Source organism: Parvibaculum sp., from assembly GCF_019635935.1.
In the GTDB taxonomy this organism is placed as follows: Bacteria; Pseudomonadota; Alphaproteobacteria; order Parvibaculales; family Parvibaculaceae; genus Parvibaculum.
In genome coordinates this window covers 12,646-27,305 of record NZ_JAHBYN010000001.1, presented here as the reverse complement: position 1 = coordinate 27,305, position 14,660 = coordinate 12,646, and the positions used below count along the sequence as shown (strand labels likewise).

Annotated in this window: 15 protein-coding genes; 7 read left to right on the top strand and 8 right to left on the bottom strand. The window is 65.2% G+C overall.

Annotated features, from left to right (window positions below; genetic code table 11):
* Window positions 1–70 precede the first annotated feature (70 nt).
* Window positions 71–1,006: an AraC family transcriptional regulator gene (locus KF719_RS00135; protein WP_293506060.1), complete on the bottom strand. Its 936-nt coding sequence runs from the start codon at window positions 1,004–1,006 to the stop codon at window positions 71–73.
* A 128-nt stretch (window positions 1,007–1,134) separates the two neighbouring features.
* Here KF719_RS00135 and KF719_RS00130 point away from each other — a divergent pair, with 128 nt between their 5' ends.
* Window positions 1,135–1,920: a DUF4386 family protein gene (locus KF719_RS00130; RefSeq protein WP_293506059.1), complete on the top strand. Its 786-nt coding sequence runs from the start codon at window positions 1,135–1,137 to the stop codon at window positions 1,918–1,920.
* Here KF719_RS00130 and KF719_RS00125 read toward each other — a convergent pair.
* The 5 genes from KF719_RS00125 to tpiA form a co-directional block, all read right to left on the bottom strand.
* The gene (locus KF719_RS00125; protein ID WP_293506058.1) at window positions 1,917–2,111 is read right to left on the bottom strand and encodes a hypothetical protein; all 195 of its coding nucleotides are present in this window, start codon (window positions 2,109–2,111) and stop codon (window positions 1,917–1,919) included. The genes KF719_RS00130 and KF719_RS00125 overlap by 4 nt on opposite strands.
* On the bottom strand, window positions 2,108–2,269 hold the full coding sequence (locus KF719_RS00120; protein WP_293506057.1) for a hypothetical protein: 162 nt from the start codon (window positions 2,267–2,269) through the stop codon (window positions 2,108–2,110). The genes KF719_RS00125 and KF719_RS00120 overlap by 4 nt, the downstream gene beginning before the upstream one ends.
* Before the next feature lie 30 nt (window positions 2,270–2,299).
* On the bottom strand, window positions 2,300–2,524 hold the full coding sequence (locus KF719_RS00115; RefSeq protein WP_293506056.1) for a hypothetical protein: 225 nt from the start codon (window positions 2,522–2,524) through the stop codon (window positions 2,300–2,302).
* A gap of 52 nt (window positions 2,525–2,576) precedes the next feature.
* On the bottom strand, window positions 2,577–2,786 hold the full coding sequence (locus KF719_RS00110; RefSeq protein ID WP_293506055.1) for a cold-shock protein: 210 nt from the start codon (window positions 2,784–2,786) through the stop codon (window positions 2,577–2,579).
* A 208-nt stretch (window positions 2,787–2,994) separates the two neighbouring features.
* On the bottom strand, window positions 2,995–3,753 hold the full coding sequence (gene tpiA / locus KF719_RS00105; RefSeq protein ID WP_293506053.1) for a triose-phosphate isomerase: 759 nt from the start codon (window positions 3,751–3,753) through the stop codon (window positions 2,995–2,997).
* Window positions 3,754–4,322: 569 nt separating this feature from the next.
* Between tpiA and KF719_RS00100 the strand changes: the two genes are divergently transcribed.
* The 3 genes from KF719_RS00100 (at window position 4,323) to trpE (ending at window position 8,260) form a co-directional block, all read left to right on the top strand.
* A complete protein-coding gene (locus KF719_RS00100; protein ID WP_293506051.1) occupies window positions 4,323–4,691 on the top strand; it encodes a hypothetical protein in 369 nt (122 codons plus the stop codon).
* A gap of 168 nt (window positions 4,692–4,859) precedes the next feature.
* Window positions 4,860–6,752, top strand: a complete 1,893-nt coding sequence (locus tag KF719_RS00095; RefSeq protein WP_293506049.1) for a SurA N-terminal domain-containing protein — start codon at window positions 4,860–4,862, stop codon at window positions 6,750–6,752.
* Window positions 6,749–8,260 (top strand): anthranilate synthase component I, encoded by a 1,512-nt coding sequence (trpE, locus tag KF719_RS00090; RefSeq protein ID WP_293506047.1) that lies wholly within the window; start codon window positions 6,749–6,751, stop codon window positions 8,258–8,260. The genes KF719_RS00095 and trpE overlap by 4 nt, the downstream gene beginning before the upstream one ends.
* On the opposite strand, the gene KF719_RS00085 is transcribed toward trpE, so the two are convergent.
* Both KF719_RS00085 and KF719_RS00080 read right to left on the bottom strand, forming a co-directional pair.
* Window positions 8,261–9,472 carry an FAD-dependent oxidoreductase gene (locus KF719_RS00085; protein WP_293506045.1) on the bottom strand — a complete coding sequence of 404 codons (1,212 nt, stop codon included), beginning with the start codon at window positions 9,470–9,472 and terminating at the stop codon, window positions 8,261–8,263.
* A 60-nt stretch (window positions 9,473–9,532) separates the two neighbouring features.
* A complete protein-coding gene (locus KF719_RS00080) occupies window positions 9,533–11,764 on the bottom strand; it encodes a S8 family serine peptidase (RefSeq protein ID WP_293506043.1) in 2,232 nt (743 codons plus the stop codon).
* Window positions 11,765–11,984: 220 nt separating this feature from the next.
* On the opposite strand from KF719_RS00080, the gene KF719_RS00075 reads away from it, so the two are divergent.
* The 3 genes from KF719_RS00075 to trpC are packed head-to-tail and all read left to right on the top strand — an operon-like array spanning window position 11,985 to window position 14,404.
* A complete protein-coding gene (locus KF719_RS00075; RefSeq protein WP_293506041.1) occupies window positions 11,985–12,578 on the top strand; it encodes an aminodeoxychorismate/anthranilate synthase component II in 594 nt (197 codons plus the stop codon).
* A gap of 7 nt (window positions 12,579–12,585) precedes the next feature.
* A complete protein-coding gene (gene trpD, locus KF719_RS00070; RefSeq protein WP_293506039.1) occupies window positions 12,586–13,614 on the top strand; it encodes an anthranilate phosphoribosyltransferase in 1,029 nt (342 codons plus the stop codon).
* Window positions 13,607–14,404: an indole-3-glycerol phosphate synthase TrpC gene (gene trpC, locus KF719_RS00065; protein WP_293506037.1), complete on the top strand. Its 798-nt coding sequence runs from the start codon at window positions 13,607–13,609 to the stop codon at window positions 14,402–14,404. Before trpD ends, trpC begins: the two co-directional genes overlap by 8 nt.
* Window positions 14,405–14,660: the final 256 nt, after the last annotated feature.

The window sequence follows — 14,660 nt, the reverse complement described above, 5'->3', positions numbered from 1 at the left end:
GTCCGGCCGGTCGCGGGCGCGTTGTAGCGCATGAGCGCCCCGGTTTCCAGCCCTCTCGGGCGAATAGCCGTCAGGCCGCCGTTTGCCGGTAAAGGGCCGGAGGCACGCCCAGCGCGCGCCGGAATTCCCGCGAAAAATGCGGGCTGTCGGAGAAGCCGCACCAATAGCCGATCTCGGTCAGCTTGAAATCGCTGCCGGTCAGCAACTGGCAGGCCTCGCGGGTCCGCACGGCGCGCGTGATGGCCGAAAGGCTCGTCCCCTCCTCCTTCAGACGCCGCTGGAAGGTCCGGGCTGAAAGCCCCAGTTCCCTTGCCATTTCGGCACAGGCCCAGTTGCGGGAAATGTCGGCGGTCAACAGCCGGACCACGCGCCGGGCGAGCGGCCGGGCCTCGTCGACGCCATAGACCTTCAGCGGCTCGCGGGCGCGCTGCGCCTCCATCCCCATCGGATCGCTACCGGCATGGGCGGGCATGAAGGCCGCCCAGCGCAGGTGAAACCGATCGAAGGGCTCCGGCCCCGGTTCGGCCGTCACCTCCCGGCAGCCGATCTCCTCGAGCATGGCCTTCAGCAGCCCCGCGATCAGCAGGTTCTCGACCGCGACCGGCGGCGGGCCGGAGACCGAAAACCGGCGGATGGCAAGCCCGCCCTCGCCGTCCGCCGCGATCTCGCAGCGGTGACGCGAATGGGTGAACTGCTCGAAACGCTGGAACTTGCCGGCCATCACCTGCGGCGTCGCCGAACGCAGCATCACATGCATAACCGGGTCGAAACCGATCTGCTTGATGCGCTGGCCCATGTCGAGAATGAAGCCTGCGCCCTTCGCCGCATAAGCCGCTGTCAGCAGCCGCCGCTTGATCGACGCCGGCGCATGCGCCAGGGCGCAATCGGGCATGACGATCTCTTCCGGCAACAGTTCCGGCGCCTTGAGCCTGAGCGTCGAGATCACCAGCGCCAGCAGGCCGGAGCTGGTGACGTCATTCTCGGGGATGGCGGTGTCGCTGGACATGGCCGCAGCATGCCACGCCGCGGCCGAATGGGCTTGAACAATCGCGCCAGAGCGAATTTGGCGTGGCTGTTCAAGGCGGATGGCGCGGACCTTCCTAGGTTCCGGGGAGCCTCAACCGGAGATCCGCCATGATCGACAAGACCCATGACCGCTGGACCGCCCTGCTGCTGGCCGGCCATATCGTTCTGCTCTTTGCCGGCTTCACGATCCTTGCCGCCGTCTTCGATTTCCCGGAGGTGCTGCGCCTTCCCGCGCCGGAACGGCTGGCGCTCTTCCAGGACGGCCAATCCGTCATCATGCCGACCTACTGGATGCTGGCCATGACCGGCATCACGCAGGTGCTGCTGACCGTCCTGCTCTGGCGGACGCTTGGCCCTGCCGCCGGCACCGCCGCCACCCTCGCTCTTGTTTTCGGCATCCTCACCGGCTTCGGTCAGGCGATGGGTTTCGGGCGCTGGGCGATCCTCATTCCCTGGCTTGCCGAACGCATGGCCGATCCGTCGACCACCGAGGCGGGCCATGAAGCGATTGCGCTGATGGAAGGTGCGTTCAACCGCTATGCCGGCATGCTGGTCGGCGAACACCTCTCGAATATCTGCTGGGGCTTCTGGCTGTTCTTTACCGGCCTCACGGTCCGGCGCAGCGGCGTACTCGATGCACGCATCGGCCGGGCGATGATGGCGCTGAGCCCGCTGATGTTCATCCTCGCGGCCGAACAACTCGGCTTCGAGGGACCGATCCTCGGTCTACTGACGGATTTCGGATTTCCGCTGCTGGCGCTCGTCCACTTCGCACTCGCCTGGCAGATCCTGCGGCGTCCGGAAGGCGCGGCGGCGCAACCGCTCGGCATCGGCGCCGGCGTTGCGGGTGTCGTTCTCTATGTCGCGATGATCTGGCCGGCGATTGCCGGTTAGCCGAGCTGGCCCTCGCGGACCATGCGTTCCTGGCCGTCGGTCACGCTCTTGATGCGGTACTGATAGTCGACGCCTTCGGAGGGGAGCTGGCGCAGCACGACGTAGCTGCCGCGCGCGGTCGGCGGATAGGAACCGCCGGGGCTGAACTCGACTGTCTCGCCGATTTCGAATTTATGCTTTTGCGTCGTCATTCGGCGGAACCTTCTTCAGGCGCGGCATCATTGCCGTCGCCGGTCGCCTTGCGCTGGGCTGCCTTTTCCTCGCGCGCCTTCAACTTCTGTTCGGCTTTCGCGGCCTTGGCACGGTTGCGCTCGGCACGTTCGTGATTGTAGTTGGGCTTGAAAGCCATGCGTATCTCCGTTCGGCCGGTGCAGCGGAATTATTTGCGGCCGGCGCGGTCGATCGACTTGACGCGGCCCCGCGGCCTGCCCGATTTCTCGGCGATCTCGCGGTCCTGCGCCTCGATGATGGCGCGTGCGGCGGCGAGGTCCTTGACGCCGTCGAGTTCGGCTGTCGGCACTTTGCGGTTCGAGCTCAGCGAGCCGTCTTCATAGACGACGTTGAACATCAGGAAATCGCCGTCCATCGGCTTCTTGCGCGCCATAAGAGCCGCTCCGGATAAAAAAAGGGGCGCCGAAGCGCCCCTTTTCGGGCAATCAAGCCGAGCGCAGATTCGCGGCCGAAACCTTGCCGCTGCGCTGATCGGTCTCGAGATCGTAAGCGATCTTCTGGCCTTCGTTCAGCGTGCTCATGCCGGCGCGTTCAACCGCCGAAATGTGGACGAAAACGTCCTTGTCGCCGCCGTCCGGCTGGATGAAGCCGAAACCCTTTTGACCGTTGAACCACTTAACTGTTCCGTTCGCCATAGTTGGCATTCCTTCGTGTGTTTGGATCGTGCCGCCATCGCACGCGCGAGTGGCGGATCAAAATTTTTCGGGATCGGGGAAGACAGGTCCGGCGCTCGATCGCGAGCGTGGAGAGCAGCCGAACCAGAAAATTCGATGGCCGGTATATAGGCGGTTTGCCGCCGACTTACAAGGAATATAAGAAATCCGCCGTTTTCAGCGGTTTCCGTCAGCAATAAGCCGAAATAATTCCCCAGAAATCATCCGCTTTCAGGCTCGCGCCGCCGACCAGCGCGCCGTTGACATTGGCGACGCCCATCAATTCGGCCGCATTGGATGGCTTCACCGAGCCGCCATAGAGAATGCGCATCTTCGCGCCCTCGGCGCCGAAGCGCGCTTCGAGGCTCTTGCGGATCGCGGCATGGACCTTCGCCACGTCGTCCGCCGTCGGCGTGCGCCCCGTGCCGATCGCCCATACGGGCTCATAGGCAATCACGGTCGTCTTCGCGGTCGCGGCGTCCGGCAACGAGCCTTTCAACTGGCCCTTGATGAGGCTGAGCGTCTTGCCCGCATCGCGCTCGGCCTCCGTCTCGCCGACGCAGACGATGGCGATCAGGCCCGCGCGGTGCGCGGCCTCGGCCTTGGCCCTCACCACGGCGTCCGTCTCGCCGTGATCGGCGCGGCGCTCCGAATGTCCGGCGATGACATAAGTGGCGCCCGCGTCCTTCAGCATCTCGGCCGCGATGTCGCCGGTATGTGCGCCGCTCGCCTTTGCATGGCAGTCCTGGCCGCCAATGGCGATCTTCGATCCCTTGGCTGCTTCCTTCAGCGCAGCAATCAGCGTCGCCGGCGGGCAGACCAGCACGTCGCAGGCGGGCTTCTTCTTGCCGGCCAGCTTCCGCTTCAGCGCAACGACTTCCTTCTTCGACGCACCCAAGCCGTTCATCTTCCAGTTGCCCGCCACCAACGGTTTGATCCGCGCCGCCATTCCTGTCTCTCCATCGCCTCGAAATTCGCTGCGCATCGTTTACCAGAGCGCCGCCGAAGCGCCAACCGGCAGCGTCTGCGTGAAAAAGAACACAGGTGCGACAAAATTCTCCATTGCGTCGATTATTTGTTTGGCAAGTAAACGACTCAGGCGTAGGTTGCGCGCCATGACAAAAGACCTCATGCAATGGGCCTTCGGGGCCACCGTTCGAAACTACTCGCCTTCGGGGCCGGGTCGCTTGCGCGCGCGCTGATATAGCCTGCAAAATCGACACTTTAGAGCCCCATCCCACCAGATCGGGGCTCTTGTGTTTTCAGGGTTCCGGTCCGCAAATCCACCGCGTTACCGGAGTTCAGCCATGCATCATCAATACTTCACCGGGCTTCCCAGGCGTGTGAGCCGATCTTCCGTTCCCGGATCGATCCGGGCGCCGGAAATCCACGGCCTGCCGCGCCCGTAAGACCTCACCCGTCGAACGGTAGCGGGCGCGGCGACGCGCGCCGGGCCTCGCGAATACTTTGAAACGACTTGTCACTTTCTTCGTGAGCGAAGAGAGAAGGAGAAGACTCATGTCCACGCTTACCGACCGCGCCGGCCTGCACCCCGCCCGATGGCTCGCCCGGAATCCCCGGACCGTCGGCGTCGGTGCGGCGCTTGCCGCCTTTCTCGTCGTCGCCTTCCGCGCCCGTCCGCCCGGCGACCTGCTGGCGGCGCTCATCGTCATCGTGCCGGCGTTGCAGGCGGCGTTCTTTGCCGTCATCGGCGCTCTCGCCGCGGAGGACCGCGACACCCCGGCCGGTCCGGCGGCGTTGCGCGATCTCGCACTCTGGTTCGGGGCGACCTTCATCGCCGCCTGGCTCTTCGTGCTCTTCGCGCAGGCCAGCATCGATGCCTATGTGCGGTTCGGCGCGCCGCCGATGATCGGTCACGCGATCTAAGACGACGGAGCGGGAAGCGGGGGCCGTTTTCCCAAGAAAATCAAGCCGGAAGCCCCCGCGATCCGCTTGCGGGGGCAGGCCCCCGCACCTATCATGCCGCCCTCGCGAAGGGGTGGTTCGCCGCCGCCCCTTTGTCGAATTTGGGGCTCTCGAACGGAAAGACCGGACATGCTGGACGCAATGCGAAGAAACGCCTCGGGCTGGGTTGCCAAGGTGCTGATCGGCCTTCTGGTGGCCAGCTTCGCGGTGTGGGGCATCAACGACATTTTCACCGGCTTCGGCGGCGATACGGTTGCGACCGTCGGCGACGAGAAAGTCGATGCGATCGCTTTCCAGCGCGAGCTTCGCGCCGAGATGAACCAGTTCGGCCAGCGCCTCGGCCAGCCCGTCACGCTTGAGATGGCGCAACGCTTCGGCATCGACCGCATGGCGCTGTCGCGGCTGATGAGCCTCGCTGCGCTCGACGGCGCCACCCGGCAAATGGGTCTCACGGTCGGCGACGACACGGTGGGCAACGACATTGTCACCGATCCGGCATTGCAGAGCGCCTTCGGCACCTTCGACCGGGACCTCTTCCGTCAGGCGCTGCAGAACCAGGGCATCACCGAGGAACGCTTCGTCGAGCAGCGGCGCAAGTATCTGGCGCGGCGTCAGCTGATTGACGTCATCGACAGCGGCGTCGCAGTGCCCGATACGATGATCGCCGCGGTCGGCAACTATCAGGAACAATCCCGCACCGTCGGCTACGTCATCCTGCCGCCGTCGCTGGTCGCCGATGTCGGCGAGCCCGATGAGGAAACGGTGCAATCGGTCTATCAGGCGGGCGCTTCGGCTTTCACGCTGCCCGAGACGCGCGATTTCAGCATCATGGTGCTGGAGCCTGAGGACATCACCCACACCGTGACGATCGACGACGACGAACTTGCCATCGCCTTCGAACAGCGGCGCGGTGACTACGACAAACCCGAGCGGCGCGACGTCGTGCAGATCCCCTTCGGCACGGAAGCCGCGGCGCGCGAAGCCCATGAGAAGCTCGTTTCGGGGACGCCGGTGTCGGAAATTGTCGCCGGTCTCGGCCTCACCGCCGCCGATGTCGAATCCGGCATGCTCTCGCGCGACCGGTTCCTGTCGGATGAAGTCGCTGCGGCGGCTTTCGCGACCGCCAAGGGCGCGTTCAGCGAACCCGTTCGGGGGCCGCTGGGCTGGGTCGTCGTTCAGGTCCGCGACATCGAACCCGAAACGCGCGTCGAATTCGAGACCGTGAAGGACGAGCTGCGTGCCGCGCTCGAACTCGAACTGGCGCGCGACCAGGTCTACGACATCCAGAACGCCATCGAGGACGCGCGCGCCGGCGGCGCCTCGCTCGAGGACGTCGCGCGGACCAACAACCTGACCGTCCGCCAGATCGCATCCGTCACCGCGAACGGCAAGACGCGGAACGGCGATGACGTCGAACTGCCCGACCTGCCGAACCTGCTACGCAACGTCTACGAGACCGAGATCGGCGACGCGGCGCCGCCGCAGCACACCGACGACGGCTATTACTGGGTTCAGGTCGACGCGATCGACCCGCCGCATCTGAAACCGCTTGAGGAAGTCCGCGATGAGGTCGTCACCCTGTGGCGGCAACAGAAGCGCGACGCGGCGCTGATCGAACTGGCCGAAACGCTGGCGGCGCGCGCCAACAAGGGCGAGAGCTTCGAGACGATCGCCGGCGAGCTCGGCCGCGCCGTCCTGACCGCGCCCGGCATGAAGCGCAACCTGCAGAGCGATACATTCTCGCGCCAGGCCGTGGCCAAGGCTTTCGCGACGGGCGAAGGCCGCGTCACCTGGGGCCCGGTCGGTCTCGGCGAGGGACTCGTGCTGATGCATATTCGCGAAGTTCACGACCTCGAACTCGATCCGGCCTCGGACGCCTATGCCCGTGCCCGCGAGAACGTGCTCGATTCGATCAAGGCCGACCTGATCCAGACCTTCGTTGCCGGCTACCAGGAAGAGCTCGGCTACAACGTCAACACGGTGCTTCTGCGGCAACTGACGGCGACGGACACCGGCCAATGATCTCGCCGTCCTTCGACGATTTCGAGCGTGCCCACGCGGCCGGCGCCGCGCAGGTCGTCTATCGCCGCCTCGTCGCCGATCTCGACACGCCGGTTTCGGCAATGCTGAAAATCGCCGACGGCAAGCCGAACAGCTTCCTGCTGGAATCGGTCGAAGGGGGCGACGCGCGCAACCGCTATTCGATCATCGGCCTCAACCCGGACGCTGTCTGGCGCGCCCGGGGCGATGCGTCGGAAATCAACCGCAAGGCGCGTTTCGACGACGCCGCTTTCGAGCCCTGCCAAGGCGGCGCGCTCGCGTCCCTGCGCGCCTTCATCGAGGAAAGCCGCATCGACCTGCCGGAAGACCTGCCGCCGATGGCGGCCGGCGTGTTCGGCTACATGGGTTACGACATGGTGCGGCTGATGGAGCGTCTGCCGGACGAGAACCCGGACGCACTCGGCCTGCCGGACGGACTGTTCGTCCGCCCGACGATCATCGCCGTCTTCGATTCCGTGAAGGACGAGGTGACGCTCGTCACGCCGGTGCGTCCCGAACCGGGCGTGACCGCCAAAGCCGCCTATGCCCGCGCCGAAGAACGCCTCAACGACATCGTCGCCGATTTCGACCGCGCGCTGACCCATGCGCCGCAGCAGCTCGATGTCGACGCCCTGGCCGAGCCGACATCGAACACGCCGAAGGAACGCTATTTCGGCATGGTCGAACGCGCGAAGGAATACATTGCCGCCGGCGACATCTTTCAGGTCGTGCTGTCGCAGCGTTTCGAAACGCCGTTCACGCTGCCGCCCTTCTCGCTCTACCGGGCGCTGCGCCGCATCAACCCCTCGCCCTTCCTCTATTTCCTCAACTTCGCCGATTTCGCGATTGTCGGATCGAGCCCGGAAATTCTGGTGCGTGTGCGCAACAACCGCGTCACCATCCGCCCGATCGCCGGCACGCGCCATCGCGGGAAGAACCGCGCCGAGGACGAGGCGATCGGCGAGGAATTGTTGGCCGACCCGAAAGAGCGCGCCGAGCATCTGATGCTGCTCGATCTCGGGCGCAACGATGTCGGCCGCGTTTCGAAAATCGGTTCGGTCGAAGTCACCGAGAAATTCGCGCTGCAACTGACCTCGCATCTCATCCACATCGTTTCCAATGTCGAGGGCAATCTCGACCCGTCTTACGACGCGATCTCCGCGCTGGTCGCCGGCTTCCCGGCCGGCACGGTTTCGGGCGCACCGAAGGTCCGCGCCATGGAAATCATCGACGAACTGGAACTTGAAAAGCGCGGGCCCTATGCCGGCTGCGTCGGTTATTTCTCGGCCGCCGGCGAAATGGACACCTGCATCGTGCTGCGCACCGCCATCGTGAAAGACGGCAAGATGTATGTGCAGGCCGGCGGCGGCGTCGTTGCCGACTCCAGCTCGCAAGGCGAGTACGACGAGAGCGTCAACAAGGCCAAGGCCCTCTTCCGCGCCGCCGACGAAGCCGTGCGCTACGCCTCGCAGGCGGGCAAGCGGCAGTAGCTACCCCTCCCTCACATGCTCCGGTCGCGCGCCGATGCCGACGGCGTAGCCCGGTATGCGGCGCAGCAGCGGAAAGCGGTTCAGCAGTCTCAGCGGCAGCGGTGGCGCGATGTCGCCTTTCGCGCGTAGCGTCGGCCCGATAAGGAAGCGCTGCGCGAGAACCTGCACGGCCTGCGTTACCCTTGTCGGAAACATCCGCCGCCTTTGCACGGCGCACAAATCGTCGAGCGTCAGCCGCCTCTCGCGCAGCGGCCCGGCCAGAATGTTCGCGGCCGCCACAGCGTCCTGAATCGCGAGGTTGATGCCGACGCCGCCCACCGGCGACATCGCATGGGCTGCATCGCCGATGCACAAGAGGCCCGGCCTTGCCCATTCGCGCAGCCGGTCGACCTTCACCGTCAGCAGCTTCACATCGTCCCAGCTTGTGATCTCGCCAATGCGGCCGGCGGCCATCGGCAGCACGCGCGCGATGTCGGCGCGGAAGGCGTCGAGCCCCCTCGCCTTCACTTTGTCGAAGGCACCCTTCTCGATCACGAAGGCGCATTGCCAATAGTCGCCGCGGTTGATGGTGATGACGAGATGGCCGGGCACGACACGGAACAACGTATCGGACGGGTCGTCTGGTCGCCGCGACAGCCGCATCCAGAGCACATCCATCGGCGCGCCGAAGTCGCGCACCGCAAGCCCCGCCCGCTCGCGCACCACCGAGCCGCGCCCGTCGGCGCCGACCACGAGATCGGCGCGGATCTCGAGCAGCCCGTCCGGCGTCGCCGCGCGCAAACCCGCGACGCCGCCTTCCGCCTCGATCAGCCCGGTCACTTCGGTTTCCATGCGCAAATGAAATCCCGGATAGCGCCGCCCGGTTTCGGCCAGGAAGTCGAGAAAATGCCATTGTGGCATGAATGCGATGAATTTGCAGCGTGTCGGCAGGTGCGAGAAATCGGCGGCCTTCAGCATCGCACCGCCGATCTCGACGCCGGCCTCGTGCATCTTCTCGTGCGGCCGCGCCAGCAGCACATCAAGCAGCCCGAGTTCGTGCATCACTTCGAGCGTCGAGGGGTGGATCGTGTCGCCGCGAAAATCGCGCAGGAAATCCTTGTGCTTTTCGAGCACCGTCACGTCGATGCCGGCGCGGGCCAGCAGCAGCCCCAGCATCATCCCCGCCGGGCCGCCGCCGGCAATCGCACATGTGGTGGTGATCGTCGCGGTCATCGCGGCCTCCGCCTTCGCCGCCGAGCCTAACGGCCACGGCGGCGAGGGGGAAGCGGCGGATTAAAAGGCGAAAGAGAAGCCCGCCCCCAGCGCAAGCGCTCTTTCGCCATCCCCCCGGAGGTTCGTGTCGACCAGATCGAGTGCGACGCCGAACGTGCCGGCACCCGTTTCGGCGATATATTCGAGCCGCGCCTCGACCGGCGTTGCGTTGCCGTCGAAGCTCGAGCGGCGCCGGTCGTAATTGACCGTGCCGTCGAGTTCGCGCCCGACCGGCACGCGCGCCGAAACCGTGCCGCTCGTGATCTGAAGCGGCTTCACCAGCGAGAAGCGGAGCAAGCTGTTCTCGCGCACAACGTTTTTCGCCGTGAAGGTCGCGCCGAAATGATCGGCCGTCCAGCCATCGGCAGCGTCGAACAACGATCCCGCCGTGCCGAAGCTTTCGATGCTGGCCCGCGTGTAGAAGGCGCCGACCGAATAGTTCTCGTTGAAGTCGCCGGAAACATTCAGGCCCTGGAATTGCGTCAGCGCCTGTTCGCCCAGCGAGAAAGCCCCGCCCGATTCGATACCGGCAACACTGCCCCGCTCGTGCAGCACCGCATAGGAGGCGCCGAGCGACCAGCCGTCTGCAATGCGGTACGAAAGGCCGAGGGCGGCAAAGCGGCTGTCGCCGTCGGTCTCGCCGCTGTTCTCGAAAAGGATCGGCGCGTAGGCGTCTTCCGTCTGCCCGGTCGCCGTCATGCTGAAGAAGGTGCCGTCGAGGCGGTCGGAAATCGGCGCCCGGAAGCTCACCGACATGGCGTTGTCGAACAGCGCGCCGGCCTCGCCGAGCGAGGAGAACATGACCTGCGAGAAGTGCTGCGGCGTGGCGGCACGATGGGCGGTCGGCAGGTTCGCCAGAAAGATTTCCGGCGCGCCGAGCCCGACGCTCAGCTCATATCCGTCCGCGACCATGCGAACCGACGAGGTCGGCCGGCCGTCGAGGCCGGTCGCCGTCCAGGCGAGAACCGCCCGATCGCCGCTGTCGAAATTCATCGTCTCCTGCCGCGACACGAGACCGAGCAGCGACAGACCCCGGCGTGACAGCGAGGGCGGCGCAGATTGGGTCAGGCCTGCGGGATCGGCTTCGAACGGCCGTCCGTAATCGTCGAACACCACCAGCCCGTCCAGCAGCGCCGGATCGCCGACCCCCGACCGCGAAAATTTGGAACGCTTCAGCTTCGGCGGTTGTATGACTTTGGGCGCCGTGACGGTCGGACCCGTCGCAACGGTCGTTCCGCCGACAGGTGCCAACGCCGCCGGGACATTGAGCAGACCCCAGCCATAGACCGCGTCGACGCCCTTGGTGCCGAGATCGGTCGCCGACTTCTTGATGATCGAGGCAATCTGCGTCGGCGTCAGCGCAACTTTCTTGCTCAGGCCATCCTCGGCGATCAGCGCGACCGCGCCCGCGACATGCGGCGCGGCCATTGAGGTGCCCGACGCCCAGGCCAGCATCTGGCCCGGATAGTCGGAAAGAATGTTCGACCCCGGCGCGACGATAAAGAAGTTCGAGATTTTCTCGCTGGCAGTGCAGGTCTTCGTCGCCGAGATGCAAGCGTTGCCGGGCTTGGTCGAGTAACTCGAAATCTTGTTGTTGGCGTCGACGGAGCCGACGATCAGCAGATGTGCGAGATCGACACTCGCTTTACCGGAATAGGGTTCGTAAATGGCATTGCTGCCATCGTTGCCGGCCGCGCGCACGATGACGAAGTCGTTCTTGTAGCCCGCGAACAATGACAGTTCGCCGTTCAGGAAAATATCGCCCTTGGCCACCGGGCCGTAGCTCATGTTGACGACTTTGATATTGGCGCCGCTGAGGTTCCTTGTCCTCACATTGTTGAGCGCGGCGCGGCCGAGATCTGTCGCCACCCACGTCTGGTCGTCGAAAACCGCATAATTGTAGATTGACGCGCCCGGCGCCACGCCGACAATGCCGAGATCGTTCGCGAGAGCGCCGGCGATGCCGGAGACATGCGTGCCGTGGAAGTCGTATTTCCTGTAGGTGCCCTTGTAGACGACGATGTTCGTCGTTTTGCCGGCGAGATCGACATGTGTGCGATCCGCCAGCGAATCGAATACGGCGATGCCGACGCCCGAGCCCGTCACCGTTTTATGCAGCGTTTTCGTCACGCCGATCTGCGTCAGGTTTTTCTGGTGAGAAGCCAGGTATTCATAATTGTTTGCCCGCGCGGCAAAGGCGGCGAGGCAAACCGACAACCCGGTTGCGACGGCTCCGGCGATTGACCCTTTCATGGCATCAGCCCTCCCAATAGAACCCACGGCGTGGGCCCGGCGGCACGAAATGCACCCGTCGCTTCATTAGTCTCCTGCGATGACAAACGGTCCGTTAACGCCTGAACCCCGAAGCCCCGGAATCGTCCCTCGGTGTGCTTCGTCTTGCCCAAAACTGCATCCAACCCCTATATAAAGCCCTGTGCGGCTCCGTCCGGGGCGGCAATCCAAGGATCCGGCCATGTTGCTCCTGATCGATAATTACGACAGCTTCACCTACAACCTGGTCCATTTCCTGGGCGAGCTGGGGGCGGAGGCGCGCGTCCATCGCAACGACAAGATCACCGTCAACGAGGCGCTGGCCGCCGCGCCGCAGGCCATCGTCCTGTCGCCGGGCCCCTGCGACCCGGACAAGGCCGGCATCTGCCTCGACCTGATCGCAGCAGCCGCCGCCCACCGCATCCCGCTTTTCGGCGTCTGTCTCGGCCATCAGGCCATCGGCCAGGCCTTCGGCGGCAAGGTCGTCCGCGCGCCGACCCTGATGCACGGCAAGCTCAGCGCCATCCATCATGGCGGCAAGGGCGTCTTTCGGGGCCTGCCGAGCCCCATCGAGGCGACGCGCTACCACTCGCTGACTGTCGAGCGCGAGAGCTTCCCCGACTGCCTCGAAATCACCGCATGGACCGCCGACGGCGTCATCATGGGCGCGCAGCACAAGGAGCTGCCGATCCACGGCGTCCAGTTCCATCCCGAAAGCATCGCGTCGGAACACGGCCACGACATCCTGCGCAACTTCCTGCAGATCGCCCGCGTCAACACGCGCGAACTGGCGTGAGGCGGCCATGACCGATCTCAAACCGACAATTGCCCATCTGGCGGACGGCAAGACGCTCGACCCGGCCGAGGCGCGCGCCGCCTTCGAGATCGTCATGTCGGGCGAGGCGACGCCGGCGCAGATCGCGGCCTTTCTGATGGGGCTTCGCGTGCGTGGCGAAACCGTGACCGAAATCACGGCAGGCGCCACCGTCATGCGTGAAAAGGCGTTGCGCGTCACCGCGCCGCGCGAGGCCATCGACATTGTCGGCACCGGCGGCGACGGTGCGGGCACTTACAACATCTCGACCGCTACGGCGCTGGTCGTCGCGGCATGCGGCGTGCCGGTCGCCAAGCATGGCAACCGCAAGGCGTCCTCGCTTTCGGGCACCGCAGACGCGCTGGAAAGTCTCGGCGTCAAGCTCGACATCGGTCCCGCCGTCATCGCCGACTGCATCGACCAGGCCGGCATCGGCTTCATGTTCGCGCAGGCGCATCATTCGGCGATGAAGCATGTGGCGCCGGTGCGCGGCGAACTCGGCATCAAGACGATCTTCAACATGCTGGGCCCGCTTTCCAATCCGGCGCTGGTCCGGCATCAGCTTCTCGGCGTCTTCGATGCCAAATGGGTCGAGCCCTTCGCCGAGGCGCTGCGCAATCTGGGTTCGGAAAGCGCCTGGGTCGTTCACGGATCGGACGGTCTCGACGAATTGACGACGACCGGCGCCAGCACCGTTGCCGAACTGAAGGGCGGCGAGATCCGCATCTTCGAGGTGACGCCGGAGGAAGCGGGCGTGAAGCGCGCGACCGCCGCCGAGCTCAAGGGCGGATCGCCATCCGAGAACGCGCAGGCGATCCTGCGGCTTCTCGACGGCGAGAAAGGCCCCTATCGCGACATCGTGCTGCTCAACGCGGCGGCGGCGATGATCGTTGCCGGCAAGGCGTCCAATCTGAAAAAGGGCGCCGAACTCGCGGCGCTTGCCATCGACAGCTGCGGCGCGAAAGCCGCGCTCGACACGCTGATTGCCGTTTCGAACGGGAAGCCGGCCAATGGCTGACATTCTCGAAAAGATCGGCGCCTACAAGCTCGACGAAATTGCGGCCGCCAAACGCGCCCACCCGATCGCCGAGGTCGAGGCGGCAGCGCGCGCGGCCTCGCCGGTTCGCGGTTTTGAGAAAGCGCTCCGTTTACGGATCGATTCGGGCAAATATGCGCTCATCGCCGAAATCAAGAAGGCCAGCCCGTCGAAGGGCCTGATCCGCGCCGATTTCGACCCGCCGGCGCTCGCCCGCGCCTATGAAGCCGGCGGCGCGGCCTGCCTGTCGGTGCTGACCGATGGTCCGTCCTTTCAGGGCGCACCTGATTATCTTGCCGCCGCCCGCGCCGCCTGTTCGTTGCCGGTCATCCGCAAGGATTTCATGTACGACGCCTATCAGGTTGCCGAGGCGCGCGCGATGGGCGCCGACGCCATCCTCATCATCATGGCCGCCGTGTCCGACGCGCAGGCGCGCGAGATCGAGGACGCCGCTTTCGGCTGGAAGATGGATGTGCTGGTCGAGGTTCACGACGAGGGCGAGCTGACACGCGCGCTTGCCCTCAAGAGCCCGCTTCTCGGCATCAACAACCGCAATCTCAAGACCTTCGAGACGACGCTCGAAACGACGGAGCGTTTGGCGCCTCTCGTCCCGGCCGGCCGGCTCATCGTCGGCGAGAGCGGCATCTTCACGCCGGCCGACCTCGTGCGGCTCGCGAAAGTCGGTGTACGGACGTTTCTGGTCGGCGAGAGCCTGATGCGCCAGGCCGATGTGGAGGCAGCGACGCGCGCGTTGCTGGCCGGTCCCGCATAAACCGGGGATAAATCGCGGGCGTTTTGTGCGCTGCAGCGTCGAAACGGGGATAAGTTTGACTTATCCCCGCCGCCGGCCTGTCGCGCTACGGAACTTATCCCCGCTCCGGCGGCCTCATCCGGCAGCCGGAAAATGGGTTGTGACAGTTTTTTGACAGTTCGATGACAGTCGGGCCAAATGAGGTATCCAGATACCCCATTCCGGCCTCTTATCCCCGGTGCGCTGGTGCCGTGTCATTCTGTCATGTTCGCCGGAA

Coding starts and splice junctions, on each gene's coding strand:
- trpD (WP_293506039.1), top strand. CDS start 12,586: ATGACCGATCTCAAACCGACAATTGCCCATCTGGCGGACGGCAAGACG.
- KF719_RS00135 (WP_293506060.1), bottom strand. CDS start 1,006: ATGTCCAGCGACACCGCCATCCCCGAGAATGACGTCACCAGCTCCGGC.
- KF719_RS00110 (WP_293506055.1), bottom strand. CDS start 2,786: ATGGCGAACGGAACAGTTAAGTGGTTCAACGGTCAAAAGGGTTTCGGC.
- KF719_RS00115 (WP_293506056.1), bottom strand. CDS start 2,524: ATGGCGCGCAAGAAGCCGATGGACGGCGATTTCCTGATGTTCAACGTC.
- KF719_RS00130 (WP_293506059.1), top strand. CDS start 1,135: ATGATCGACAAGACCCATGACCGCTGGACCGCCCTGCTGCTGGCCGGC.
- KF719_RS00125 (WP_293506058.1), bottom strand. CDS start 2,111: ATGACGACGCAAAAGCATAAATTCGAAATCGGCGAGACAGTCGAGTTC.
- trpC (WP_293506037.1), top strand. CDS start 13,607: ATGGCTGACATTCTCGAAAAGATCGGCGCCTACAAGCTCGACGAAATT.
- KF719_RS00120 (WP_293506057.1), bottom strand. CDS start 2,269: ATGGCTTTCAAGCCCAACTACAATCACGAACGTGCCGAGCGCAACCGT.
- KF719_RS00080 (WP_293506043.1), bottom strand. CDS start 11,764: ATGAAAGGGTCAATCGCCGGAGCCGTCGCAACCGGGTTGTCGGTTTGC.
- KF719_RS00100 (WP_293506051.1), top strand. CDS start 4,323: ATGTCCACGCTTACCGACCGCGCCGGCCTGCACCCCGCCCGATGGCTC.
- KF719_RS00085 (WP_293506045.1), bottom strand. CDS start 9,472: ATGACCGCGACGATCACCACCACATGTGCGATTGCCGGCGGCGGCCCG.
- KF719_RS00075 (WP_293506041.1), top strand. CDS start 11,985: ATGTTGCTCCTGATCGATAATTACGACAGCTTCACCTACAACCTGGTC.
- trpE (WP_293506047.1), top strand. CDS start 6,749: ATGATCTCGCCGTCCTTCGACGATTTCGAGCGTGCCCACGCGGCCGGC.
- tpiA (WP_293506053.1), bottom strand. CDS start 3,753: ATGGCGGCGCGGATCAAACCGTTGGTGGCGGGCAACTGGAAGATGAAC.
- KF719_RS00095 (WP_293506049.1), top strand. CDS start 4,860: ATGCTGGACGCAATGCGAAGAAACGCCTCGGGCTGGGTTGCCAAGGTG.